17 protein-coding genes are annotated in these 21,089 nt (G+C 69.9%); 8 read left to right on the top strand and 9 right to left on the bottom strand.

The features are described 5' to 3' along the window. Window positions 1–89: 89 nt before the first annotated feature. The 5 genes from ACQP1V_RS15485 to prcB form a co-directional block, all read right to left on the bottom strand. Window positions 90–1,037 carry an FKBP-type peptidyl-prolyl cis-trans isomerase gene (locus ACQP1V_RS15485; RefSeq protein ID WP_433423332.1) on the bottom strand — a complete coding sequence of 316 codons (948 nt, stop codon included), beginning with the start codon at window positions 1,035–1,037 and terminating at the stop codon, window positions 90–92. 73 nt (window positions 1,038–1,110) lie between these two features. Next, on the bottom strand, window positions 1,111–2,469 hold the full coding sequence (gene pafA / locus ACQP1V_RS15480) for a Pup--protein ligase (protein WP_067131841.1): 1,359 nt from the start codon (window positions 2,467–2,469) through the stop codon (window positions 1,111–1,113). 102 nt (window positions 2,470–2,571) lie between these two features. Next, window positions 2,572–3,264, bottom strand: a complete 693-nt coding sequence (locus tag ACQP1V_RS15475) for a hypothetical protein (protein WP_433423329.1) — start codon at window positions 3,262–3,264, stop codon at window positions 2,572–2,574. 136 nt (window positions 3,265–3,400) lie between these two features. Further along, the gene (prcA, locus tag ACQP1V_RS15470) at window positions 3,401–4,183 is read right to left on the bottom strand and encodes a proteasome subunit alpha (protein WP_387411375.1); all 783 of its coding nucleotides are present in this window, start codon (window positions 4,181–4,183) and stop codon (window positions 3,401–3,403) included. Between the two features lie 28 nt (window positions 4,184–4,211). Continuing rightward, entirely contained in the window at window positions 4,212–5,027 is an 816-nt protein-coding gene (gene prcB, locus ACQP1V_RS15465) for a proteasome subunit beta (RefSeq protein WP_067131832.1), read from the bottom strand. 222 nt (window positions 5,028–5,249) lie between these two features. Between prcB and ACQP1V_RS15460 the strand changes: the two genes are divergently transcribed. From ACQP1V_RS15460 to ACQP1V_RS15430, 7 genes are all read left to right on the top strand, one after another. Further along, window positions 5,250–6,641: an extracellular solute-binding protein gene (locus ACQP1V_RS15460; RefSeq protein ID WP_433423326.1), complete on the top strand. Its 1,392-nt coding sequence runs from the start codon at window positions 5,250–5,252 to the stop codon at window positions 6,639–6,641. After that, on the top strand, window positions 6,638–7,537 hold the full coding sequence (locus tag ACQP1V_RS15455) for a carbohydrate ABC transporter permease (protein ID WP_433423323.1): 900 nt from the start codon (window positions 6,638–6,640) through the stop codon (window positions 7,535–7,537). Before ACQP1V_RS15460 ends, ACQP1V_RS15455 begins: the two co-directional genes overlap by 4 nt. Further along, on the top strand, window positions 7,534–8,361 hold the full coding sequence (locus tag ACQP1V_RS15450) for a carbohydrate ABC transporter permease (protein WP_387411118.1): 828 nt from the start codon (window positions 7,534–7,536) through the stop codon (window positions 8,359–8,361). The genes ACQP1V_RS15455 and ACQP1V_RS15450 overlap by 4 nt, the downstream gene beginning before the upstream one ends. Beyond that, window positions 8,358–9,431: an ABC transporter ATP-binding protein gene (locus tag ACQP1V_RS15445; RefSeq protein ID WP_433423320.1), complete on the top strand. Its 1,074-nt coding sequence runs from the start codon at window positions 8,358–8,360 to the stop codon at window positions 9,429–9,431. Before ACQP1V_RS15450 ends, ACQP1V_RS15445 begins: the two co-directional genes overlap by 4 nt. Then, window positions 9,428–10,657, top strand: a complete 1,230-nt coding sequence (locus ACQP1V_RS15440; protein WP_433423317.1) for a CehA/McbA family metallohydrolase — start codon at window positions 9,428–9,430, stop codon at window positions 10,655–10,657. Before ACQP1V_RS15445 ends, ACQP1V_RS15440 begins: the two co-directional genes overlap by 4 nt. Before the next feature lie 126 nt (window positions 10,658–10,783). Beyond that, on the top strand, window positions 10,784–11,944 hold the full coding sequence (locus ACQP1V_RS15435; RefSeq protein ID WP_433423314.1) for a Gfo/Idh/MocA family protein: 1,161 nt from the start codon (window positions 10,784–10,786) through the stop codon (window positions 11,942–11,944). Window positions 11,945–12,022: 78 nt separating this feature from the next. Continuing rightward, entirely contained in the window at window positions 12,023–14,797 is a 2,775-nt protein-coding gene (locus ACQP1V_RS15430) for an alpha-mannosidase (protein ID WP_433423312.1), read from the top strand. A 108-nt stretch (window positions 14,798–14,905) separates the two neighbouring features. Here ACQP1V_RS15430 and ACQP1V_RS15425 read toward each other — a convergent pair whose 3' ends face one another. Next, complete coding sequence (locus ACQP1V_RS15425; RefSeq protein WP_066937146.1) at window positions 14,906–15,115, bottom strand: ubiquitin-like protein Pup; 210 nt, start codon at window positions 15,113–15,115, stop codon at window positions 14,906–14,908. Between the two features lie 300 nt (window positions 15,116–15,415). On the opposite strand from ACQP1V_RS15425, the gene ACQP1V_RS15420 reads away from it, so the two are divergent. Continuing rightward, the gene (locus ACQP1V_RS15420; protein ID WP_433224953.1) at window positions 15,416–16,291 is read left to right on the top strand and encodes a serine/threonine-protein kinase; all 876 of its coding nucleotides are present in this window, start codon (window positions 15,416–15,418) and stop codon (window positions 16,289–16,291) included. A 17-nt stretch (window positions 16,292–16,308) separates the two neighbouring features. On the opposite strand, the gene dop is transcribed toward ACQP1V_RS15420, so the two are convergent. From dop to arc, 3 genes are all read right to left on the bottom strand, one after another. After that, window positions 16,309–17,826: a depupylase/deamidase Dop gene (dop, locus tag ACQP1V_RS15415; protein ID WP_067131808.1), complete on the bottom strand. Its 1,518-nt coding sequence runs from the start codon at window positions 17,824–17,826 to the stop codon at window positions 16,309–16,311. Between the two features lie 82 nt (window positions 17,827–17,908). Further along, window positions 17,909–19,096: an acyltransferase family protein gene (locus ACQP1V_RS15410; RefSeq protein ID WP_433423307.1), complete on the bottom strand. Its 1,188-nt coding sequence runs from the start codon at window positions 19,094–19,096 to the stop codon at window positions 17,909–17,911. A gap of 188 nt (window positions 19,097–19,284) precedes the next feature. Continuing rightward, window positions 19,285–21,048 (bottom strand): proteasome ATPase, encoded by a 1,764-nt coding sequence (arc, locus tag ACQP1V_RS15405; protein ID WP_387411106.1) that lies wholly within the window; start codon window positions 21,046–21,048, stop codon window positions 19,285–19,287. Window positions 21,049–21,089 lie beyond the last annotated feature (41 nt).

Raw genomic sequence — 21,089 nt, 5'->3', positions numbered from 1 at the left:
GGGCCCGGGGGCTCCGGGCATACGAGAGCGGCGCGCCGGAGACGGGTCCCGTCTCCGGCGCGCCGCCGCTTCACGACGCGGTCGCGGGCTCAGGCGGCCCCGAGGACGTCCACGACGAACACCAGGGTGTCGGTGCCCTTGATGCCGCCCTGGGGGTTGCCCTCCTTGCCGTAGCCGAGCTCCGGCGGGATGGTGATCAGCACGCGGCTGCCGACCGGGACGCCGGTGAGGCCCTGGGACCAGCCCTTCACGACCTGGTTGAGGGCGAACGTCGACGGCTCGCCGCGCTCCCAGCTCGAGTCGAACTGCTTGTCGGTGCCCCAGATCTTGCCGGTGTAGTGCGCGAGGACCGTCTGGTCGGCGGTGACCTTGGGACCCTTGCCCTCGATCACCGTCTTGACGACCAGGTCCTTCGGCGGCTTGGCGTCCGTCTTGGTGGTCAGCGTGGGAGCCTTGTCATCGCCCGGGTTGACGATCTTGACGCCCTTGATTCCCGGGTCGGTCGCGGCGCCCTGGGCCGCCTTCGGCGCCCTCGCCAGGACGTCCACCACGAGGACCTGCGAGCTGGTGGTGAAGTCGGTGCCCTGCTGCTTCGCGTTGGAGACCTGGTCCTCGGTCAGGTTGTCCTTCGCGATCACCGCGAGGACCCGCCCGCCCGGCTTGGCCCCCTGAAGCGCCTGGTACAGCGCCTTGGGCAGCTGCGGGCTCACGGTGACGAACTCGGACTTGCCCTGGTCGTAGTCGGAGCCGGGAGACTTGTTCTCCTTGCCGTCCCAGTTGTAGACGGTGACCTTGGCGGTGAGCACGTCACCTTCCTTGACCGGGTCCCCATTCCCCTCAATGATCGTCTTGGAGGAGGAGGTCAGCGACGGCTTCCCGGTCGGGAAGGTCAAGGTCGGCTTCTGGTCGGCCTTGCCCGTCACCTTGATCTCCGAAGCCGCCGCCGAGCTCCCGCTGGAGTCGCTCTTCTGGGCGGTTCCGCAGGCTGCGGCGAATATCAAGGGCAGAGCGGCGAGTACTGCCGTACGGCGGCGCATGTGGATTTCCTCAGACAGACAGCTAGGTTCGCGTAACCCTACCCGAACCCGCTGTCCGCCCGAGGTAAAGAGATCACATGCCCGCGATCAGCTTATCGACCCTTTCGTCAACGCTACGGAAGGGATCCTTACAGAGCACCGTCCGCTGAGCCTGGTCGTTGAGCTTCAGATGCACCCAGTCGACCGTGAAGTCACGGCGCTTCTCCTGGGCCTTGCGGATGAACTCGCCGCGCAGCTTCGCCCGCGTGGTCTGCGGCGGAACCGACTTCGCCTCGAAGATCCGGACGTCCGAGGCGACCCGCTCGACCGAGCCGCGACGCTGCAGGAGGTAGTAGAGCCCCCGCTTCCGATGCACGTCGTGGTACGCCAGATCGAGCTGGGCGACCCTCGGCGACGACAGCGGCAGGTCGTACTTCCGTCTGTAACGTTCAATGAGCTGGTACTTGGTGACCCAGTCGATCTCGCGCGCGACGAGGTCGAGATCGCCGGTGTCGACCGCGCGGAGCGTGCGCTCCCACAGTTCCAGGACCCGCTTGCTCGTCTCGTCGCCGCCCCTGCGGTCGACGAAGTCCTTCGCCTTGACGAGGTACTCCTCCTGGATCTCCAGCGAGGAGGCCTCGCGGCCGTTCGCGAGCCGGACCCGGCGGCGCCCGGTCATGTCGTGGGACACCTCGCGGATCGCCCGGATCGGGTTCTCCAGCGACAGGTCCCGCATCACGACTCCGGCCTCGATCATGCGCAGCACCAGGTCGGTGGCGCCGACCTTGAGCAGCATCGTGGTCTCGCTCATGTTCGAGTCGCCGACGATGACGTGCAGGCGGCGGAACCGCTCGGCGTCGGCGTGCGGCTCGTCCCTCGTGTTGATGATCGGCCGGGATCGGGTGGTCGCGGACGACACGCCCTCCCAGATGTGCTCCGCCCGCTGCGACACGCAGTAGACCGCGCCGCGCGGCGTCTGCAGCACCTTGCCCGCCCCGCAGATGATCTGCCGGGTGACGAGGTACGGGATCAGCACGTCGGCCAGCCGGCCGAACTCGCCGTGCCGCCCGACGAGGTAGTTCTCGTGGCAGCCGTAGGAGTTTCCCGCGGAGTCGGTGTTGTTCTTGAAGAGGTAGATGTCCCCCGCGATGCCCTCCTCCCGGAGCCGCTTCTCGGCGTCCAGGAGGAGTCCTTCGAGGATGCGCTCCCCTGCCTTGTCGTGGGTGACCAGCTCCACGACGTTGTCGCACTCAGGGGTGGCGTACTCAGGATGGCTGCCCACGTCGAGATACAGACGTGCGCCGTTGCGGAGGAAGACGTTGCTCGATCGGCCCCAGGACACCACTCGACGGAACAGGTACCGCGCGACCTCGTCCGGCGACAGCCTCCGCTGTCCACGGAACGTGCAGGTGACGCCGTACTCGTTCTCGAGCCCGAAGATGCGACGATCCATCACATCACCCTATTCCCCGAAGGCGACAAGCGGATAGGGATCGGTCACAGGTGTGTCGACGTACGGCTACCGCGGCGTGCGTGTGGCGGTAGCCGTACCCGGTCACGACGCGTAAATCTCCACGACTTTCGCGATCTGGTGGTTCTTCACTGTCACCAGAGCGTACAGACCGCCCTTGACCGCGCGTGAGATGAGCGTGTCACGGGAGCAGCTCTGGGTGCCGACGTACTGGCCGTTGATCGTCTGGTCCTTGCCGTCACAACCGACGGCGCTCAGGAAGACCACGTTCTTGGCGACCGGCGCGGCGAAGGCCATCACGTCGCCCTCCGCCGGCCCCTCGAACCGGCCCTGGTTGGTGCTCGGGTCCTTGACGAACTTGATCGGGACGTACTCGGCCACGTTCGCGTCCTGCATGGTCCGCAGCTCGGCGCGGATGACGCCGTCCCGGCTGGGGCTGACGCCCTTGGTGAAGTCGTGGCCGGGGTCAGCCTGGAACTGCTCGCCGAAGACCGGCGGGTTCTTGCCCGTGATCGGCGGCCAGTCGTCGTCGGCCGGGTCGTCGAAAACGCCGCCCGCGGCGGACGCGGACGCCGACGGTGACGCGTCCGGGGCCGGCTCGGAGGACGGCTCCTCGGACGGGGAGGGGGGCGCCGTCACCGTCACCGTGGCGGCGGGGGCGGCGTCGGTGCCGGACCCCGAGCAGGCGGCCAGCGAAAGGGCGGAGACGGCGATGGCGACGGGGACACCCACCCGCCGGAACGCACCGAACGTCGTAAAGTCCGTGAATATGGTCATAACCGCATGAGACTAGCGAACCCTGGGTTGGGTTTGTCCGCGGTCCGTGATCTTCGCCACTGACGCGCCGCCGGCGCGGCGGACGCGGAAGGCCGCGCCCCCTGGGGGGCGCGGCGGGGGGCGGAGAACGTCGGGGCTACTCGCCGGAGCCGGTGTCGATCTCGCCCTCGGGGCCGATCGGCGGCTGGGTCTCGGGGGCGGGAGCCGGGGACGGCTCGGCGGGCAGCGTGGGGAGCTCGGTCTCCTCGAGCAGCCGCTGCAGGCGGGGACCGGTCAGCCGGAGGAACTTGCGGTGCTCGCGGTTGCGGTCGAGCACCGCCACCTCGAGCTGGGCCGGGGCCGGGCGCTCGCCTCCCGGCTCGGTGAGCGCGAACAGCGCGGCCTCGAGCGCCTGGGCGAGCGGCAGGCCCTCCCGGTAGCGCTCCTTCAGCCGGCCGCCGACCGCCTCGGCCTGACCGCCGATGACGGCCATGCCCTGCTCGTCGAAGACCGATCCGTCGAAGGTGAGCCGGTAGATCTGGTCGCGTTCCGGCTCCTCGCCGACCTCGGCGACCACGATCTCCACCTCCAGCGACTTGATCGACTCGGTGAAGATCATGCCGAGTTGCTGGGCGTACAGGTTGGCCAGCCCGCGGCCGGTCACGTCGCTGCGGTTGTAGGTGTAGCCGTTGATGTCGGCGTAGCGGATGCCGGCCAGGCGGAGCGACTCGAACTCGTTGTACCGCCCGACGGCCGCGAACCCGATGCGGTCGTAGATCTCGCTGATCTTGTGCAACGCCTTGGACGGGTTGGGCGCCACGAACAGGATGCCGTCGGCATACTGCATGACGACCACGCTGCGGCCTCGCGCGATGCCCTTCCGCGCGTATTCCGCGCGGTCCCGCATGATCTGCTCGGGTGAGGCATATCCAAAGGGCATGGACACCGGTGGTGATCCTCTCTTCGACTTATCGCAGCGGGGCGGTCGGGCCGTCGGGGTCGGTCATCCTGCCGTCGATCAATCGCTGGACGTACTCCGCGACCTCGTCGTCGGACAGGCGGCGATAACCGTCCGCGGTGATCACGGCGACCACGGGCCAGATCTTCCGCGTCACGTCCGGCCCGCCGGTGGCCGAGTCGTCGTCGGCGGCGTCGTAGAGCGCCTGCAGGCAGGTGAGCACGACGTCCTCGGCGGAGGAGTTCTCCCGGTACAGCTTCTTCAGCGAACCGCGCGCGAAGATCGACCCGGAGCCGATCGAGTGGTACTGCCGCTGCTCGTACGGCCCGCCGCCCACGTCATATCCGAAGATGCGCCCGGCGTCGCGGTCGGGATCGTACGCGGCGAAGAGCGGGACGACCACGAGGCCCTGCATCGCCATGGCGAGATTGCCGCGGATCATGGTGGCCAGGCGGTTGGCCTTGCCCTCGGTGGAGAGCGAGCGGCCCTCCATCTTCTCGTAGTGTTCGAGCTCGACCCGGTAGAGCCGGGCCAGCTCGATGCCGGTGCTCGCGGTCCCGGCGATGCCGACGCACGAGTAGTCGTCGGTGCGGAAGACCTTCTCCATGTCCCGCTGGGAAATGATGTTCCCGGAGGTGGCGCGCCGGTCGCCGGCCATCACCACGCCTCCGGCACAGGTGGCGGCGATGATGGTGGTGGCGTGCGGGATCTGGTCCTCGACCGGGACGGCCAGCGCCTGCGCGCGGGTCGGCAGCAGGTCCGGTGCGTACGCGCCGAGAAACTCGGTGAACGACGGCGATCCCGTGTTCGTGAAGAGGTTGTTCATCCAGGCCTGCTGAGATGCCACGCGACTCCCTCCAAGCGTGCGTTGTTACGAACCGACCCTACTCATGTCGCGGCGCTGGTTGCACTCTTCCCGATCAGCTAAGGGCGAACCACCCCAACGCGGAAGCCCTTACCGGACAGGCCGACTCGTTCTTTACCGTCACGTCATCACGTGCGACTGTCGATTTGTCTGTACGTCCTAACCTCGACGAGGAGGCCGTCCATGAGACCTGCGTTCGCGGTGGTGGCGGGAGCCGTACTGGCTCTGGCGGGGTGCGGGACCGGCGGTGGATCCGGTGGTGGGTCAGGCGGGTCCGGCGGCTCCGGCGGTGAGGTCACGCTCGTCATCACGGCGAACGCCATCTCCGGCGGCAAGAACTCCGAGTCCGCCGAGTGGACCGAGAAGTGGGTGATCCCCCGGTTCGAGGCCGCGCAGAAGGCCGAAGGCCGTACCGTCCGGGTGCGCTTCCAGCCGAGCGGCGTCGCCGACGAGCAGTACAAGACGAAGATCGCGCTGGACCTCAAGTCGCACGCGGGCGCGGACGTGATCGATCTGGACGGCATCTGGGTCGGCGAGTTCGCCCAGGCCGGCTACGTGAAACCGCTCGCCGACGTGGCCGGGCCCGAGGTGGACGCGTGGGAGGGCTGGGCGCGCATCCCATCGGCCGTACAGGGACTCGGCGTCTTCGACGGGAAGCGGTACGCGCTGCCGCAGGGCACGGACGGGCGGGTCCTCTTCTACAACAAGAAGCTGTTCGCCGCGGCCGGCCTGCCCTCCGAGTGGCGGCCGAAGAGCTGGCAGGAGATCCTCGACGCGGGCGCGGCGCTCAAGCGGGCCGGGGTGCCCGTGCCGATCCAGATCGACGCGGGCACGGCGATGGGCGAGGCCACGACCATGCAGGGGATGCTGCCGCTGCTCGCGGGCGCCGGGGCCGAGATCTACGCCGACGGCAGGTGGACGGGCGCCACCCAGGCGGTGAAGGACGTGCTGGGCTTCTACCGGCAGATCTACACGACCGGGCTCGGCGATCCGCGGCTGCAGCAGGAGGCGCAGGGCCGGGACAAGTCGTTCGCCCGTTTCGCCGAGGGCAAGGTCGGCATCCTCGCGGAGGGCGACTACTTCTGGCGTTCGGTGATCGACCCCAAGACCGGGGTCGCGCCGATGGCCGCCCGCGACTCCGACGTCGGGTACGCGCTGATCCCGGCGGAGCGCCCCGGCGCGGGCATCCGCGGGCAGGACGCGGTCAGCATGTCGGGCGGCGCCGTACGCGTGGTGAACCCGTTCTCGAAGAACCCGAAGCTGGCGTGGGAGCTGCTGTCGTTCATGCACTCGGCGGAGGCGACGACGGCGCAGCTCGCGGGCGCGGTCCGGATCACCTCGCGCACGGACGTGAACGACACGGTGCTGAGCGTCGACCCGATGCTCAAGTTCGTCTCGGACGAGGTGCTGCCGATCACCGCGTACCGGCCGCCGCTGGCCGTCTATCCGCAGGTCTCGGTCGCTCTGCAGGAGGCCACCGCCGAGGTGGTGTCCGGCCGGTCGGTCGATGAGGCGGCCGCCGCCTACCAGCGCAAACTCGAATCCATCGTTGGCGCCTCCAACGTCTCCCGATGAGCCGCCTCAAGGGCGCCCCGAGCCCGCCGGGCGAAGCGAGGCAAGTAAGCACGTTCGTGCTGCCGGCGCTGGTGTTGATCGGGGTGTTCCTGGTCTTCCCCGCGTTGTGGACCATCTATCTGGGGCTGACGGACTACCGGCTCACGGGGTTGGAGGCGGCCGAGCCGCAGGTGGTCGGGCTGGACAACTACACCTCGGCGCTGGGTGACGAGCGGTTCCGCGGGTCGCTGTGGCTGACGGTGCAGTTCGTGCTGGGGTCGGCGGTGATCGGGCAGGCGGGGCTGGGGTTCGCGATCGCCTGGGTGCTGCGGGACCGCCGGGGGCCGGTGAAACGGGTCACCGAGGGGCTGGTGCTCCTGGCGTGGATCCTGCCGTCGTCGGTGGTGGCGTTCCTGTGGATCGCGCTGCTGGACCGGGACGAGGGGACGCTGAACGCGCTGCTGCACACCCCAGGGTCCGCGTGGCTGCTCGACCACCCGATGCCGTCGATCATCGTCTTCAACGTGTGGCGGGGGACGGCGTTCTCGATGATGTTGTACGGCGCGGCGCTCTCGAACGTCCCGCCTTCCCTTCTGGAGACGGCCCGGCTGGCGGGAGCGTCCACGTTCCAGCAGCTCCGGGATGTGGTGTTGCCGCACATCAAGGGGCACGTGCTGACGAACCTGCTGCTGATCAGCCTGTGGACGTTCAACGACTTCTCGACGTTCCAGATCACGGCCGGCGGGCCCGACGGGCGGTCGGAGATCCTGCCGGTCTACATCTACAACGTGGCCCTGAGCGGCGGGCGGCTCGGCTTCGGGGCGGCGATCTCGTTCCTCGTCCTGCTTGTCAACCTGGTCTTCGCTCTCGCCTATCTGCGGCTGCTCCGTTCCCGCCACGCGGAGGCCGCCCCATGAGGGAACACTTTCGGCATGTAGTGGCGGTGATCGGGCGGGCGACGTTCCTGGCCGCGGTGTTGGGGTTCTTCGCGTTGCCGCTGCTGTGGCTGGCGACGGCCCCGTTCGACGCGCGGCCGGGGATCGCGGTGTCGGTTCCGGAGTTCACGCTGCGGAACTTCCAGGCGTTGCTCGACAATCCGTACGCGCTGACCTCGCTGCGGAACTCGCTGATCCAGGCCGGGGGAAGCGCGGTGCTGGTGGTGACGCTCGCGGCGCTGGCGGCGTACGCGCTGTCGCGGGCGCGGGTCCCGGGCCGGGACGCCCTGCTGTACGTGCTGTTGCTGCTGTCGTCGGTGGTGACGGGCACGGCGGCGATGGTGCCCCTGTTCGAGCTGGCGACCAGGCTGGGCCTGATCGACACGCATCTGGGCGTGGTGCTGACGTTGTCCGGCGGCCTGCTGCCTGCGGCGATCTTCATCATGAAGGACTTCATGGACGGCACGCCGACCTCGTACGAGGAGTCGGCGCGGGTGTTCGGCGCGTCGTCGGGGCAGATCCTGCGGCACGTCGTGATCCCGCTGGTCCGGCCGGGTCTGGCGACGATCGCGGTGTGGGCGGTGGCCAACGTGTGGGGCAGCTTCCTGCAGCCGTTCATCCTGCTCCGGGATCCGGAGAAGGCGCCGGGGGCGGTCATCCTCTACACGCTGTACACCGAGGGCGGCGCGCCGCGGCTCGACCTGATCTCCGCGTTCTCCCTGCTCTACTCGCTGCCGGTGGTGGTCATGTACGTGTTCGTCAGTCGCAGGTACGGCTTCCGCTTCCACGGAGGGATCAAGAGTTGATCGCGTTGCGCGGGCTGACCAAGGAGTTCCCCGGCGGGGTGCGGGCGCTCGACGGGCTGGATCTGGAGATCGCCGACGGCGAGTTCTTCGCGCTCCTCGGCCCGTCCGGGTGCGGGAAGACGACGCTGCTGCGGACGATCGCCGGCCTGGAAACCCCCACATCCGGAAATATCTGGATCGGCGGGACCGAGGTGACGTCCGTCCCGCCGGGCAAGCGGGACGTCGCTATGGTGTTCCAGGACTACGCGCTGTTCCCCCACATGGACGTCACGGCCAACATCGCCTATCCCCTCCGGATCAGGAAGGTCCCCCGGGCCCGGCGCGAGGCCAGGGCGGCCGAGACCGCCTCCCGGCTCAGCCTCTCGGAGCTGCTCACCCGCCGCCCCGGCCAGTTGTCCGGCGGGCAGCAGCAGCGGGTGGCCCTGGCCCGGGCCGTCGCCTGCCACCCGAGGGCGTTCCTCTTCGACGAGCCGCTGTCCAACCTCGACGCGCGGCTCCGTCTGGAGGCGCGCACCTTCCTCAAACGGCTCCAGCGCGAGCTCGCGGTGACCACCGTCTTCGTCACGCACGACCAGGGCGAGGCGCTGGCGCTCGCCGACCGGATCGCCGTCATGTCGGCGGGCCGTTTCACCCAGGTCGGCACGCCGACCGAGGTCTTCCAGCGGCCGGCGAACACGTTCACGGCCGCGTTCATCGGCTCGACCCCGATGAACCTGCTGCCCGGCACGGCGGGGAACGGCGCCCTGCGCGTGGCCGGGGCCGTCCTCCCCCTGCCGGGCGGTATCCCGGACGGCCCGATCGTGTACGGCGTACGCCCGGAATATATGGATTTATCGCTCACGCCGCGAGCAGACGCGTTCGCGGGGAAGGTAGCGGTCGTGGAGAACCTCGGCACGGCGCATCTCGTCACCCTCGAATCCGGAGAACACCTGATCCAGACCGTCGTCCCCGAGGGCGCGGAGCCGTCCCCGGGCACGGCCGCGTGGGCGGTTCCCCGGCCCGGCCGCGCGCTCGTCTACCGCGATGACCGGCTGGTGTCCCCCTGCCCCGCGAACGGTGCGAACCGATGACGGCGATCAGAGGTGTGTGGACGCTCGACGACCGGATCCGCGGCCCGGTGCGGGAGGTGCCGGTCGAGCTGCCCCCGGGCACCACCGCCGTGACCGTGCGGCTCTCCTACGACCGGTCCGCGGGGACGCTGGACCTCGGCTGCTCCGGGCCGGGCGGCTTCCGAGGCTGGTCGGGCGGCGCGCGTTCGGAGTTCACCATCGGGCCGATGTGGGCCACGCCCGGATACCTGCCCGGCGAGATCGAGCCGGGTGTGTGGTCGGTCCTCCTCGGGCTCTACCGGGTCCCGGCGGAGGGCCTGCCGTACGAGATCAGCGTGATCCCGCACCGGCGCCCTCCGGCGATGCCGCGCGACCATCCGGTCGCCGGCGTCCGGGTGCCGCGCGTTCAGCACCGGGAGCCGGCCGCCTCCCGTCGCGGGCTGCCCGGACTGGAGGGGCTGCGCTGGCTCGCCGGCGACCTGCACGCGCACACGACCCACTCCGACGGCTCGCTCGGCGTGCACGAACTGGCCTGCCTCGCCGCCGACCGCGGTCTGGACTTCCTCGCCGTCACCGACCACAACACCGTCAGCCACCACGCCGAGCTGGCCGCCGCCTCGGCGCTGGCCGGACTCCTTCTCGTCCCCGGACAGGAGGTGACCACCGATCTCGGGCACGCCAACGCGTACGGCGACATCGGCTGGGTGGACTTCCGTACCGGTCCGGACGAGTGGGCGAAGACCGTGCGCGAGCGGGGCGGCGTCCTGTCGGTCAACCACCCGGTGGCGGTCGACTGCGCGTGGCGGCATCCGTGGGCCGCGGAGCGGCCGAGGGTGGCCGAGCTGTGGCACTGGAGCTGGTGGGACCGCACCTGGGGCGCGCCACTCGCCTGGGGCCAGGCGTGGGCGGAGGATGTCGTGGTGGTCGGGGGCGGCGACTTCCACCGGCCGGAGGAGGGGCATCCGCCCGGAGCGCCGACGACCTGGGTGCTCGCGGACCCGGCGGCGGGAGCCGAGGGGGTCGTCGCCGCCGTGGCGGAGGGCCGCACCGCCGTCTCCGCCGCGCCGGACGGGCCGCTGCTGCTGCGCCACGGCGACGAGTTCCTCGCAATAAACGCGGACGGCTTGGTCCTGTGGGGCCCCGAAACGCGCGCGGTGGTCCGGGGCGAGCGGGCCGCGTTCCCGGCGGGCCCCGGTACGCACCGGCTGGAGACCCCGGCGAACGAGGTCATGGCCCTGTGCACCTGACACCCGGGCCCGGTCCGCCGCATGCCGGGGCGCTTCCCAGGGAATCTGTACCTGGTCACAAATCCGACAAAGAGCTCATTCGCCCATTTCTTCCGGGCGATCGCGCCCACCGCGATTGGGGGAGCCATGAAGATCGCCGTCATGGGGCTGGGGATCGCCGCGCAGGTGATGTACCTGCCGCTGCTGGCCCGCCGCAGGGACCTCTTCGAGCTCGCCGCCGTCTGCGACCTGGACGACGCCCACGCCGCCAGGATCGGCGGAGAGCTGGGCGTGACCGCGTACGGCGATCCCATGGTGCTGCTCGACAGAGGCGGCTTCGACGCGCTCATCGTGCTCACCAACGGAACGCACGCCCCGTTGGTCCGGGCCGCCCTCGACCGCGGCTACTGGGTGCTGTGTGAGAAGCCGCTCGCGTACAGCAGGGCCGAGCTGGACGCCATCCCGGCCGACGCGCGGCTGATGGTGGGCTACATGAAGCAGTACGACCCGGCCAGCCAGCGGATGGCCGAGGTCCTCCACGAGGCGGGCGGCCCGGAGTCGGTGCGGCATCTGGACGTGACCGTGCTGCATCCGTCGAGCGAGTCCCAGCTCCTCTTCGCCAAGGTGCGCACCTCGCACCCGTCGCCGGAGGCGCTCGCGCCGTACGCCGAGGTGGACGAGAAGGCGGTCACGACGGCGCTCGGCCCGCGGGCGCCGCAGCGGCTGAGACGGCTCTACTCCCAGGTCGTGCTGGGCAGCCTCTGCCACGACATGGCGCTGATGCGGATGTTCACCGACCCGCCGACCGGGGTGGACCACGTGGCCGTCTGGCCGGACGACGTCTTCCCGCCCTCGGTGGAGGCGAACGGGGACCTGGCCGTCGGCAGGTACAGCCTGCGCTGGCACTACCTGCCGGGATACCCCTCCTACCAGGAGCGCGTGATCATCCACCACGAGCACGGCTCGCTCGAACTCGACTTCGCGTCGCCGTACCTGATGAACACGCCCACGACGCTCACCTCGGTGACCCGGATCGGGACCACCGAGCGGAGGATCGTGTTCCGGGACATCGCGGAGGCGTTCGAACGGCAGCTCGTCGCCTTCCACCGGTTCGCCACCCAGGACGAACCGCCACTCACCGGACGGGACGGCGCCCTGAGCGATATCGTCACGGCGCAGCGGATCGTCCGACGCCTCGCCGAGTCCGCCGGACTGCCGATCGGAGGCGAGGCGGCCACACCGGAGGCCTCCCCGGACGTGGGCGCGCCGCCCGCCGCGTCCCCGGAAACCTCGCCGACCACGACCTGAAGCGCATCGCCCGGCTGTCACTACCCGCAGCGCCTCGTCCGCCGCCCGGCCGCGCGGACCAGTCCGTCAGGAGGACGCGTGAACGCCCCCCACGAGATCGTCATCGTCCCGCACACACACTGGGACCGCGAGTGGTACCTGCCCTTCCAGCGGTTCCGCATGGGACTGGTCCGCATGCTGGACGAGGTCCTCGACATCATGGCGGCCGACCCGCTCTACCGCTTCACCGTGGACGGGCAGCTCGCCGCCGTCGAGGACTACCTGGAGATCCGCCCGGAGCGGCGCGACGACGTCAGGAGGTTCGTCGAGGAGGGCCGCCTCGCCGTCGGCCCCTGGATGATCCTCGCCGACGAGTTCCTCTGCTCCGGCGAGACCCTGATCCGCAACCTGGAGTACGGCATGCGCGGCGCGGCCGCCCTCGGCGGGGCCATGCGGGTGGGGTACCTGCCCGACCAGTTCGGGCACTGCGCGCAGATGCCGCAGATCCTCTCGCTCGCCGGACTGCGCCGGGCGTGCCTGTGGCGCGGCGTGCCCGCGTCGGTGCGCCGGGACGCCTTCGCGTGGACCGGCGCCGACGGCTCCACCGTCGAGACCCGCTACCTGCCCGGCGGGTACGGCAACGCCGTCGCCCTGTTCAGCGGCCCCGGCGAGGGGCTGCCCGACCGGCTCTCCGCGTTCGCCGCGTCCATGCGCCCGTGGCGTCCGGACGGCCCGCTGCTCGCCATGTACGGCGCCGACCACTCCGCCCCGGCCGCCGAGATCACCGGACACGGTCCGCGCGTCGCCACCCTCGAGGAGTTCCTCGACCTGGCCGGCGCCCCCTCGGACCTGCCGGAGGTGCGCGGCGAGCTGCGCTCCCACGCGCGGGCGAACATCCTGCCCGGAGTCGTCTCGGCCCGCGTCCCGATCAAGCAGGCGATGGCCCGCGCGGAGCGCGTCCTCATCCGGTACGCCGAGCCGCTGTCCACCCTGTGGTCGGCCGACCGCACCGCGTCCGCCCGGCTGCTCGACCTCGCCTGGCGGCGGCTGATCGCCTGCTCGGGGCACGACTCGGTGACGGGGTGCGGTGCCGACGCGACCGCGCAGCAGGTCGCCGCCCGGATCGCCGAGGCGGAGCAGATCGGCCAGGCCGTGGTGGACCTGGTGAGCGCCACGCTGGCCGCCGAGTCGCCGCGCGGCGCGCTGGTCGTGGTCAACCCGTCGCCGTTCGAACGGACCGCGCTGGTGCTGGCCGACCTGCCCGAGCACCGCTCGCGGCTGACGGACTCGGCAGGGGACGCCGTGCCGATCCAGCGGCTGGAGCACGCGCCCACGCTGCTCGACGAGACCGTCATGGACGATCTCGCCCAACTCCTCGGCCGGGTGCACGAGCGGGAGCTGTTCGGGCACGAGATCGTCTCGTGGGAGGCCGCGGACGGCGTCTTCACGATCACCGTGAGCCGGCACGCCTCCGGAGACTACGCGTACGAGGACCTGCGCCGGGCCATCGTCGAGGCGGGTCCCGGCCCGTGGACGGTGCAGACGCTGGCCGAACCGGTCGTCACCGTCGCGGCACAGGTCACCGTGCCGCCGCTCGGCCGCTCCGTCCTGACCGCGGAACCCGCTTCCTGGGGCTCCATCCCGCTGACCCGCACACCCGAGGCGGCGGCCGCCCTCGCCGCCCCCGAGAACACCCTGGACAACGGACTGCTGCGGGTGACCGTCGCCGACGACGGCACGCTCTCGCTGTACGGCCGGGACGGGACCGAGGCGCACGGCGTCGGCCGGATCGCGCACGGCGGCGACGTCGGCGACACCTACAACTACGCGCCCCCGCCGGGAGACCGCGTCGTCGACCGCCCTGCGTACGTGAAGGTCGAGGAGATCTGCCGGGGGCCGCTCGTGTCCGTGCTGGAGGTCTCCCGGTCCTACGAGTGGCCCGTGGGCGCCCTGTCCGCCGAATGGGGCGCGTCCCGCGACGAGAGCGTGAGCACGGTCGTCACCACCCGGGTGGAGCTGCGGGCGGGCGAGCCGTTCGCCCGGTGCGCGATCGATCTCGACGTCCGCTGTCGTGATCACCGCCTCCGGTGGCACGCGCCGCTCCCCCGCCCGGCCGCCGAGTCGTTCGCGGAGGGCCAGTTCGCGGTCGTACGGCGCGGCCTGACCCCGGTGGGCGACGCGGCAGCAGGTGCGGACGACAAGGCCGGAGGCTCCGGTGAGCGGCCGATCCCGACCTTCCCCGCCGAGGGATTCGTGGCGGCCGGCGGCCTCGCGGTGCTGCTCGACCACGTCACGGAGTATGAGGTGCTTCCCGCCGGGCGAGGAGGCGGCACGGATGGTGCGCCTGGGCGTGCGGAGCTGGCCCTCACCCTGATGCGGTCGATCGGATATCTGTCACGGAACCGGAACCCCTATCGGGACGAGCCCGCGGGACCGGAGCTGGCGACACCCGCCGCCCAGTGCCAGGGGCCGTTCTCGGTGCGGTTCGCCGTTCTCCCCTACGCGGGCGGCTGGGCCGAGGCGGACCTGCCGCGCCTGGCCGAGGAGTACCGCCACGATCTGCTCGCCGTCCCCGGAGCGGGAAACGCCCCGAAGCCGGTCGCCACGGCTGCTCCTGAACGGAGGAACCGCGAGATCGCGGTGTCGGGCGAGGGCGTCGTGATGGCGGCGCTGCGGGACCGGGACGGCCTGCTGGAGGTCCGCCTGGTCGCCGAGCATCCGACGGCGACAGAGGCCGTGATCCGCGGCGACTTCACGGCCGCGCGCCTGGCCGACGCCCTCGGCTCCCCCACCGCACCCCTTGCGGTCTCGGCGGGCGTCGTACGGCTCCCGCTGCGTCCCTTCGAGATCGCCACCGTTCACCTCTCGGCCTGACCGGCGACGTCAGGGGAACGCCGGGTGCCGGCCCGGGGCCTGGAGTCCGCGGATCACGTCCGCGATCTCCTCCGGACCCGGGCCTCCCCTTCGCGGCCGTTCCCGGCCTTACTGTCCGCCCTTCTGGACGTACGACCTCACGAACTCCTCCGCGTTCTCCTCAAGGACCTCGTCGATCTCGTCGAGGATGGAGTCGACATCGTCGCTGAGCTTCTCGTGGCGCTCCTGAACATCGGGAGTCGGCTGCGCCTCGGTCTCCTCGACCTCGCTCTCCTGACGGCCCGTCTGCTTCTGGCCGCCGGTGTCCCTCGTCGCCATATGGATACCTCCGCTCGGGGGATGCCTCTCTCTCGTATCTTCCCCGAACCGGCGACAATTCGCGCGGATCACCCGCGATCTTTCGCCCAGCTCGGGGAGCGGTCCAGACACTCAACCCTCCGCGCGGCCGGAAAGCAAGCCCGCGTCCCGCCCGCGGAGTCCGGGCGGGCATGCCAAGATCATCCCGGAGACCGGATCGTTACCCCCACCGGGGCCGTACCCCGGACAACCGTGATCCTTTTTACGACCACAATATGTATCCGGGAGACATTGGGGCCGTGTCGTGTCAGGGGGTGGCTCATGGGGACGGATCACGAACTACTGGGGGATCGCTATCGGCTGCTCTCCGCCGTTCGCCGCGGGCGGGAGATGGTCATGTGGCACGCGCATGACCTGCGGCTGCGGCGCAACGTGGCGATCAAGGAGTTGCGGCCGTCCCACGAGGAGGACGAGCCCGACCTGCAGACGGCGCGGCGGCGGGCGCTGCGCGAGGCCCGGTCGGCCGCCCGGCTGAGCCACCCCGGCGTGGTGACCGTGCACGACCTTCTGGAGGCCAACGGCCGGCTGTGGATCGTCACGGAGCTCCTCGAGGGCCTCACTCTGGAGGAGACGGTCCGCCACCTCGGCCAGTTGCCGGCCCATTGGGCCGCCTGGGTCGGGTTCCAGCTCCTCTCCGGCGTACGGCACGCCCACGAGACGGGAGTGGTCCACGGGGCGATCGAGCCGGCGAACGTCCTGCTGACCGAGGACCGCGTCGTGCTGACCGACTTCGGGATGGCGGCGATCGACGGCGCGGGTTCGACCACGCTCCCGATCGTCCGTACGGCGGCCTATCTGGCCCCGGAGCGGGTGACCGGCGCGGCGCCGACCGTGGCGGCGGACCTGTGGTCCTTCGGGGCGACGCTGTACCGCGCCGTGGAGGGCCGTCCCCCGTACGGCGAGACGAGGTCGCTGGCCGATCTGGTGCGCGCTCTGGGGAGTGAACCCGCGCCGTCACACCGTGCGGGCCCGCTCCGTCCCGTCCTCGAGGGCCTGCTGCGGCCGGACCCGGACGACCGGCTGACCGCCAAGGAGGCGGTCTCGCTGCTGATCGGCGTGCTCCGGCGGCTGGGCATCTCGGCGGCGCCGCCCGGCCGGCGGCCCGAAGTGCCTCCGGCCCGCGCCTTCACCAGGTAGATCTCGCCGGACCGACGTCACTTGTCGCCGGTCAGGGCCGCCACGAGGGCGGCGGCGGTGCGGCAGCGGTCGAGCAGATCCCCGACGTGGGCCTTGGTCCCGCGCAGCGGCTCCAGGGTCGGCACCCGCTGGAGGGACTCCCTGCCGGGGATGTCGAAGATGACCGAGTCCCACGACGCGGCCGCCACGGAGTCGCTGTACTGGCGCAGGCAGCGGCCCCGGAAGTAGGCGCGGGTGTCGGTGGGTGGCAGCTCGATCGCGCGCTCCACGTCCGGCTCCTCGACGAGGCGCTGCATCCGGCCGCGTGCGACCAGGCGGTTGTAGAGCCCGCGGTCGGGCCGGATGTCGGTGTACTGCAGGTCCACGAGCTGGAGCCGCGGGTGCGACCAGGGCAGGCCGTCCCTGGTGCGGTAGCCCTCCAGCAGTTCGAGCTTGGCCACCCAGTCGAGCTCGCGCGAGAGCTGCATCGGGTCCTCGGCGAGCCGGGTGAGCACCGACTCCCACCGGTTGAGAACATCCTTGGTCATGTCGTCGACGCCCGCGCCGTAGCGGTCCTCGACGTACTTGCGGGCCTGCTCCAGGTACTCCATCTGGAGCTGGACGGCCGTCATCTTGCGGCCGTTGCGCAGGGCGATCTCGTAGCGGCAGGTCGGGTCGTGGGAGACCGCGCGAAGGGCCGCGACCGGCGACTCGACCGAGAGGTCCTGGGTGAGGAAGCCGTCTTCGATCATCGCGAGTACCAGCGACGTCGTCCCCAGCTTCAAATATGTCGAAATTTCCGACATATTGGCGTCGCCGATGATGACGTGCAGCCGGCGGTACTTCTCCGGGTCGGCGTGCGGCTCGTCCCGGGTGTTGATGATCGGCCGCTTGAGCGTCGTCTCCAGGCCGACCTCGACCTCGAAGAAGTCGGCGCGCTGGCTGATCTGGAAGCCCTCGCCGCGCGAGTCCTGCCCGATGCCGACCTTGCCCGCGCCGCAGACGACCTGGCGCGAGACGAAGAACGGCGTCAGGTGCCGCACGATGTCGGCGAACGGCGTCGCCCGCCGCATCAGGTAGTTCTCGTGGCAGCCGTAGGAGGCGCCCTTGGCGTCGGTGTTGTTCTTGTAGAGCTGGATGGGCGCGTTGCCGGGCATCGCCGAGGCGCGGACGGCGGCGTCGTACATGACCCGCTCCCCTGCCTTGTCCCAGATCACCACGGCACGCGGGTTGGTGCACTCGGGCGTGGAGTACTCCGGGTGGGCGTGGTCCACGTACAGGCGCGCGCCGTTGGTCAGGATCACGTTGGCGAGGCCCAGGTCCTCGTCGGTGAGCTGGCTCTGGTCGGCCACCTCCCTGGCGAGGTCGAACCCCCGGGCGTCGCGGAGCGGGTTCTCCTCCTCGAAGTCCCACCGAGCCCGGCGAGCTCTCGCGGCCGAGGCCGCAAGGTACGCGTTGACGACCTGTGAGGAGGTCACCATCGCGTTAGCCCCCGGCTGCCCGGGTACGGCAATGCCGTACTCGGTCTCGATGCCCATCACCCGCCGTACCGTCATGCGCACCCCGCCTGCTTTAGGCCGTCGTTCCGCCGTTATATCCCCGAGCCTAGCCTCTTCTCTATGCCCGGCTACCGGATAGTTACGGCACAGATGCTTCCTTTGTTTGCGTAGCGGCCCCCGCCACCGGTGCGGGAGGGGGCGTTGCGGAAACCCCGTCGCGCAGCCGGATCCGGTCCAGCGAGGCACCCAGGGCGGCCCGCAGCCACCGCTGTCCCGGCCGGTCCACCAGCCGGTAGATGAGGTAGGCGACCGCGATCGAGGTCGCCATGGTGAGGCCGACCAGCGGCCAGCGGCCGATCGAGTCCTTCAGGCCGGGGATGAGCACGGCCGAGACGTTCTGGTGGATCAGGTAGAGCGGGTAGGTGAGCGCGCCGAGGGTGGTCAGCGCCCGCCACCGCAGCCAGCGGAGCCAGCCCAACGCCACCGCCGCGATCAGCAGGAAAATCAGCGTGATCGCGATGATCGCGCCCTCCGGGGGAGCCGGATAGTGCGCGAACCCGATCATGTCCACCCGGCCCTTGATCCGTTCGGTGGCCGCGAGCAGGCACAGCCCGTACGACACGCCCACGAAGGTCCACAGCACCAGCGTGGAGCCGAACCGGTAGATCAGGTAGAACGCCATTCCGGCGATGAAGTAGGGCGCCTGGCGGGGCATGAACAGGAAGGTCAGCACGTCGTTGTGGGTGCCCTCGGCGAGGACCACAAGGATGAGCCAGGCCGCCATGAAGCCGAGACATCGCCGCAGCGTGATGCCGACCAGCGTGAACAGGCCCACCAGGATGTAGAACCTGAGCTCCACCCAGAGCGACCAGAAGACGGCGCCCGCGTGCCCGATGCCGGTTCCGCCTTGCAGCATGGTCATGTTGACCAGGTAGTCGCGGAGCGACAGCTTGGGGTCGAAGCCCTTCACACCGACGAACGTGTACATCACGAAGAGCGCGATCACGACGAACCAGTACGCGGGGTACAGCCGGGAGACCCGGGAGACCACGAAGTCGCCGAGGCTGTGCCCCCACGCGCTCATCAGGATGACGAACCCGCTGATGAGGAAGAACAGCTCGACGCCGAGGATGCCGAGTGTCGTGACGCGGTTGACGCTCGAGAACAGCGCCGTGGGGTAGTCGTCCCAGAGCGACTTGCTGGCCGCCATGAAGTGGAAGGACATGACGGCGAACGCGGCGATGAAACGTAGCACGTCGAGTTCGACGAGGCGTGGCCCCCTCGTCGTACGGCCCGCAGCCGAACCATGCGCAGGCACATACGTCACGGGCGCACACCTAGGTAGATCACGCCCCTTTGACGTAAATCCGATCTCCCCGGTTCCACGAAATTTCCGGAATCCTCACATGACTTTCCGGAAATTAGTACATTTCACCCTAAATAGCATGTTTCCGGATATATGGAAAGGCCGGGAGGGAGATCCCCTCCCGGCCTTCGGTGTACCGGAGCCGGTGACTAGAGGTACTGGCCGGTGTTGGCGACCGTGTCGATCGAACGGCCGGCCTCGGTGCCCTGCTTGCCCTGCACGAGGGTGCGGATGTAGACGATCCGCTCGCCCTTCTTGCCGGAGATGCGGGCCCAGTCGTCGGGGTTGGTGGTGTTGGGCAGGTCCTCGTTCTCGGAGAACTCGTCCACGCAGGCGGCCAGCAGGTGTGCGATCCGCAGGCCCTTCTGCTTGGTGTCGAGGAACTCCTTGATCGCCATCTTCTTCGCCCGGTCCACGATGTTCTGGATCATGGCGCCGGAGTTGAAGTCCTTGAAGTAGAGGACTTCCTTGTCGCCGTTGGCGTAGGTCACCTCGAGGAAGCGGTTCTCCTCGCTCTCGGTGTACATCCGCTCGACGACCCGCTGGATCATCTCCGCGATCGTGCTCTCCCGGCTGTCGCCGTGCTCGGTGAGGTCGTCGGGGTGCAGCGGCAGGTCGCTGATGAGGTACTTGGAGAAGATGTCCCGCGCCGCCTCGGCGTCCGGCCGCTCGATCTTGATCTTGACGTCCAGGCGGCCGGGCCGCAGGATCGCCGGGTCGATCATGTCCTCGCGGTTGGACGCGCCGATGACGATGACGTTCTCCAGGCCCTCCACGCCGTCTATCTCCGACAGCAGCTGGGGGACGATGGTGTTCTCGACGTCGGAGGAGACGCCGGACCCCCGGGTGCGGAAGATCGAGTCCATCTCGTCGAAGAACACGATCACCGGGGTGCCCTCGGACGCCTTCTCCCTCGCCCGCTGGAAGACCAGGCGGATGTGCCGCTCGGTCTCGCCGACGTACTTGTTCAGCAGCTCGGGGCCCTTGATGTTGAGGAAGAAGCTCTTGCCGGACTGGCCGGTCTTCTCCGCGACCTGCTTGGCCAGGGAGTTGGCGACCGCCTTGGCGATGAGCGTCTTGCCGCACCCGGGCGGGCCGTACAGCAGCACGCCCTTGGGCGGACGGAGCTTGTGCTCACGGAACAGGTCGGCGTAGAGGTAGGGCAGCTCGATCGCGTCCCTGATCTGCTCGATCTGCCGGGAGAGGCCGCCGATCTCCTCGTAGGAGATGTCCGGCACCTCCTCGAGCACCAACTCCTCGACCTCGGACTTGGGAATGCGTTCGTAGACATAGTTGGAACGAGGTTCGAGCAGGAGCGAGTCACCCGCGCGGACCGGCTGCTCCTTCAGCGAGTCGGCCAGCTTGACCACGCGTTCCTCGTCGGCGTGCGAGATCACCAGCGCGCGCTCGCCGTCCTCGAGGAGCTCCTTCAACATGACGATCTCGCCGACGTCTTCGAAGCCGAGGGCCTCGACCACGTTGAGCGCCTCGTTCAGCATGACCTCCTGGCCACGCCGGAGCGAGTCCACGTCCACGGCCGGGCTGACGTTCACCCGGAGCTTGCGGCCCCCGGTGAACACCTCGATCGTGCCGTCCTCCCTCGTCTCCAGGAAGACGCCGAACCCGGATGGCGGCTGCGCCAGCCGGTCGACCTCTTCCTTCAATGCGACGATCTGGTCTCTGGCCTCCTTGAGTGTCGAGACCAGCCGTTCGTTCTGCCCAGTGAGGGCGGCCACCTGGGCCTGTGCCTCATGGAGACGCTCTTCGATGACCCTGGCCTGGCGAGGGGACTCTGCCAGCTTCCGCCGCAGTGCGGTGATCTCCTCCTGCAGGAAGGAGACCTGCGTTGTGAGGTCGGCGACCTCCCGTTCGCGCTGCGCGGCCCGAGCCTCAGCGTCGTCGCGAGCTGCCACGCCCCGTCACCTCCTTCCCCGTCGAGAACGACTACTCAAGA

It is taken from the genome of Microtetraspora malaysiensis (assembly GCF_050947145.1).
Taxonomy (GTDB): domain Bacteria; phylum Actinomycetota; class Actinomycetes; order Streptosporangiales; family Streptosporangiaceae; genus Microtetraspora_A; species Microtetraspora_A malaysiensis.
This window is presented reverse-complemented; position numbering and strand designations above follow the sequence as displayed.

What these genes read in the sequence shown, in the direction of transcription:
- ACQP1V_RS15485 (WP_433423332.1), bottom strand. Translation starts at nt 1,037, where the DNA reads ATGCGCCGCCGTACGGCAGTACTCGCCGCTCTGCCCTTGATATTCGCC.
- pafA (WP_067131841.1), bottom strand. Translation starts at nt 2,469, where the DNA reads ATGGATCGTCGCATCTTCGGGCTCGAGAACGAGTACGGCGTCACCTGC.
- ACQP1V_RS15475 (WP_433423329.1), bottom strand. Translation starts at nt 3,264, where the DNA reads ATGACCATATTCACGGACTTTACGACGTTCGGTGCGTTCCGGCGGGTG.
- prcA (WP_387411375.1), bottom strand. Translation starts at nt 4,183, where the DNA reads ATGCCCTTTGGATATGCCTCACCCGAGCAGATCATGCGGGACCGCGCG.
- prcB (WP_067131832.1), bottom strand. Translation starts at nt 5,027, where the DNA reads ATGAACAACCTCTTCACGAACACGGGATCGCCGTCGTTCACCGAGTTT.
- ACQP1V_RS15460 (WP_433423326.1), top strand. Translation starts at nt 5,250, where the DNA reads ATGAGACCTGCGTTCGCGGTGGTGGCGGGAGCCGTACTGGCTCTGGCG.
- ACQP1V_RS15455 (WP_433423323.1), top strand. Translation starts at nt 6,638, where the DNA reads ATGAGCCGCCTCAAGGGCGCCCCGAGCCCGCCGGGCGAAGCGAGGCAA.
- ACQP1V_RS15450 (WP_387411118.1), top strand. Translation starts at nt 7,534, where the DNA reads ATGAGGGAACACTTTCGGCATGTAGTGGCGGTGATCGGGCGGGCGACG.
- ACQP1V_RS15440 (WP_433423317.1), top strand. Translation starts at nt 9,428, where the DNA reads ATGACGGCGATCAGAGGTGTGTGGACGCTCGACGACCGGATCCGCGGC.
- ACQP1V_RS15435 (WP_433423314.1), top strand. Translation starts at nt 10,784, where the DNA reads ATGAAGATCGCCGTCATGGGGCTGGGGATCGCCGCGCAGGTGATGTAC.
- ACQP1V_RS15425 (WP_066937146.1), bottom strand. Translation starts at nt 15,115, where the DNA reads ATGGCGACGAGGGACACCGGCGGCCAGAAGCAGACGGGCCGTCAGGAG.
- ACQP1V_RS15420 (WP_433224953.1), top strand. Translation starts at nt 15,416, where the DNA reads ATGGGGACGGATCACGAACTACTGGGGGATCGCTATCGGCTGCTCTCC.
- dop (WP_067131808.1), bottom strand. Translation starts at nt 17,826, where the DNA reads ATGACGGTACGGCGGGTGATGGGCATCGAGACCGAGTACGGCATTGCC.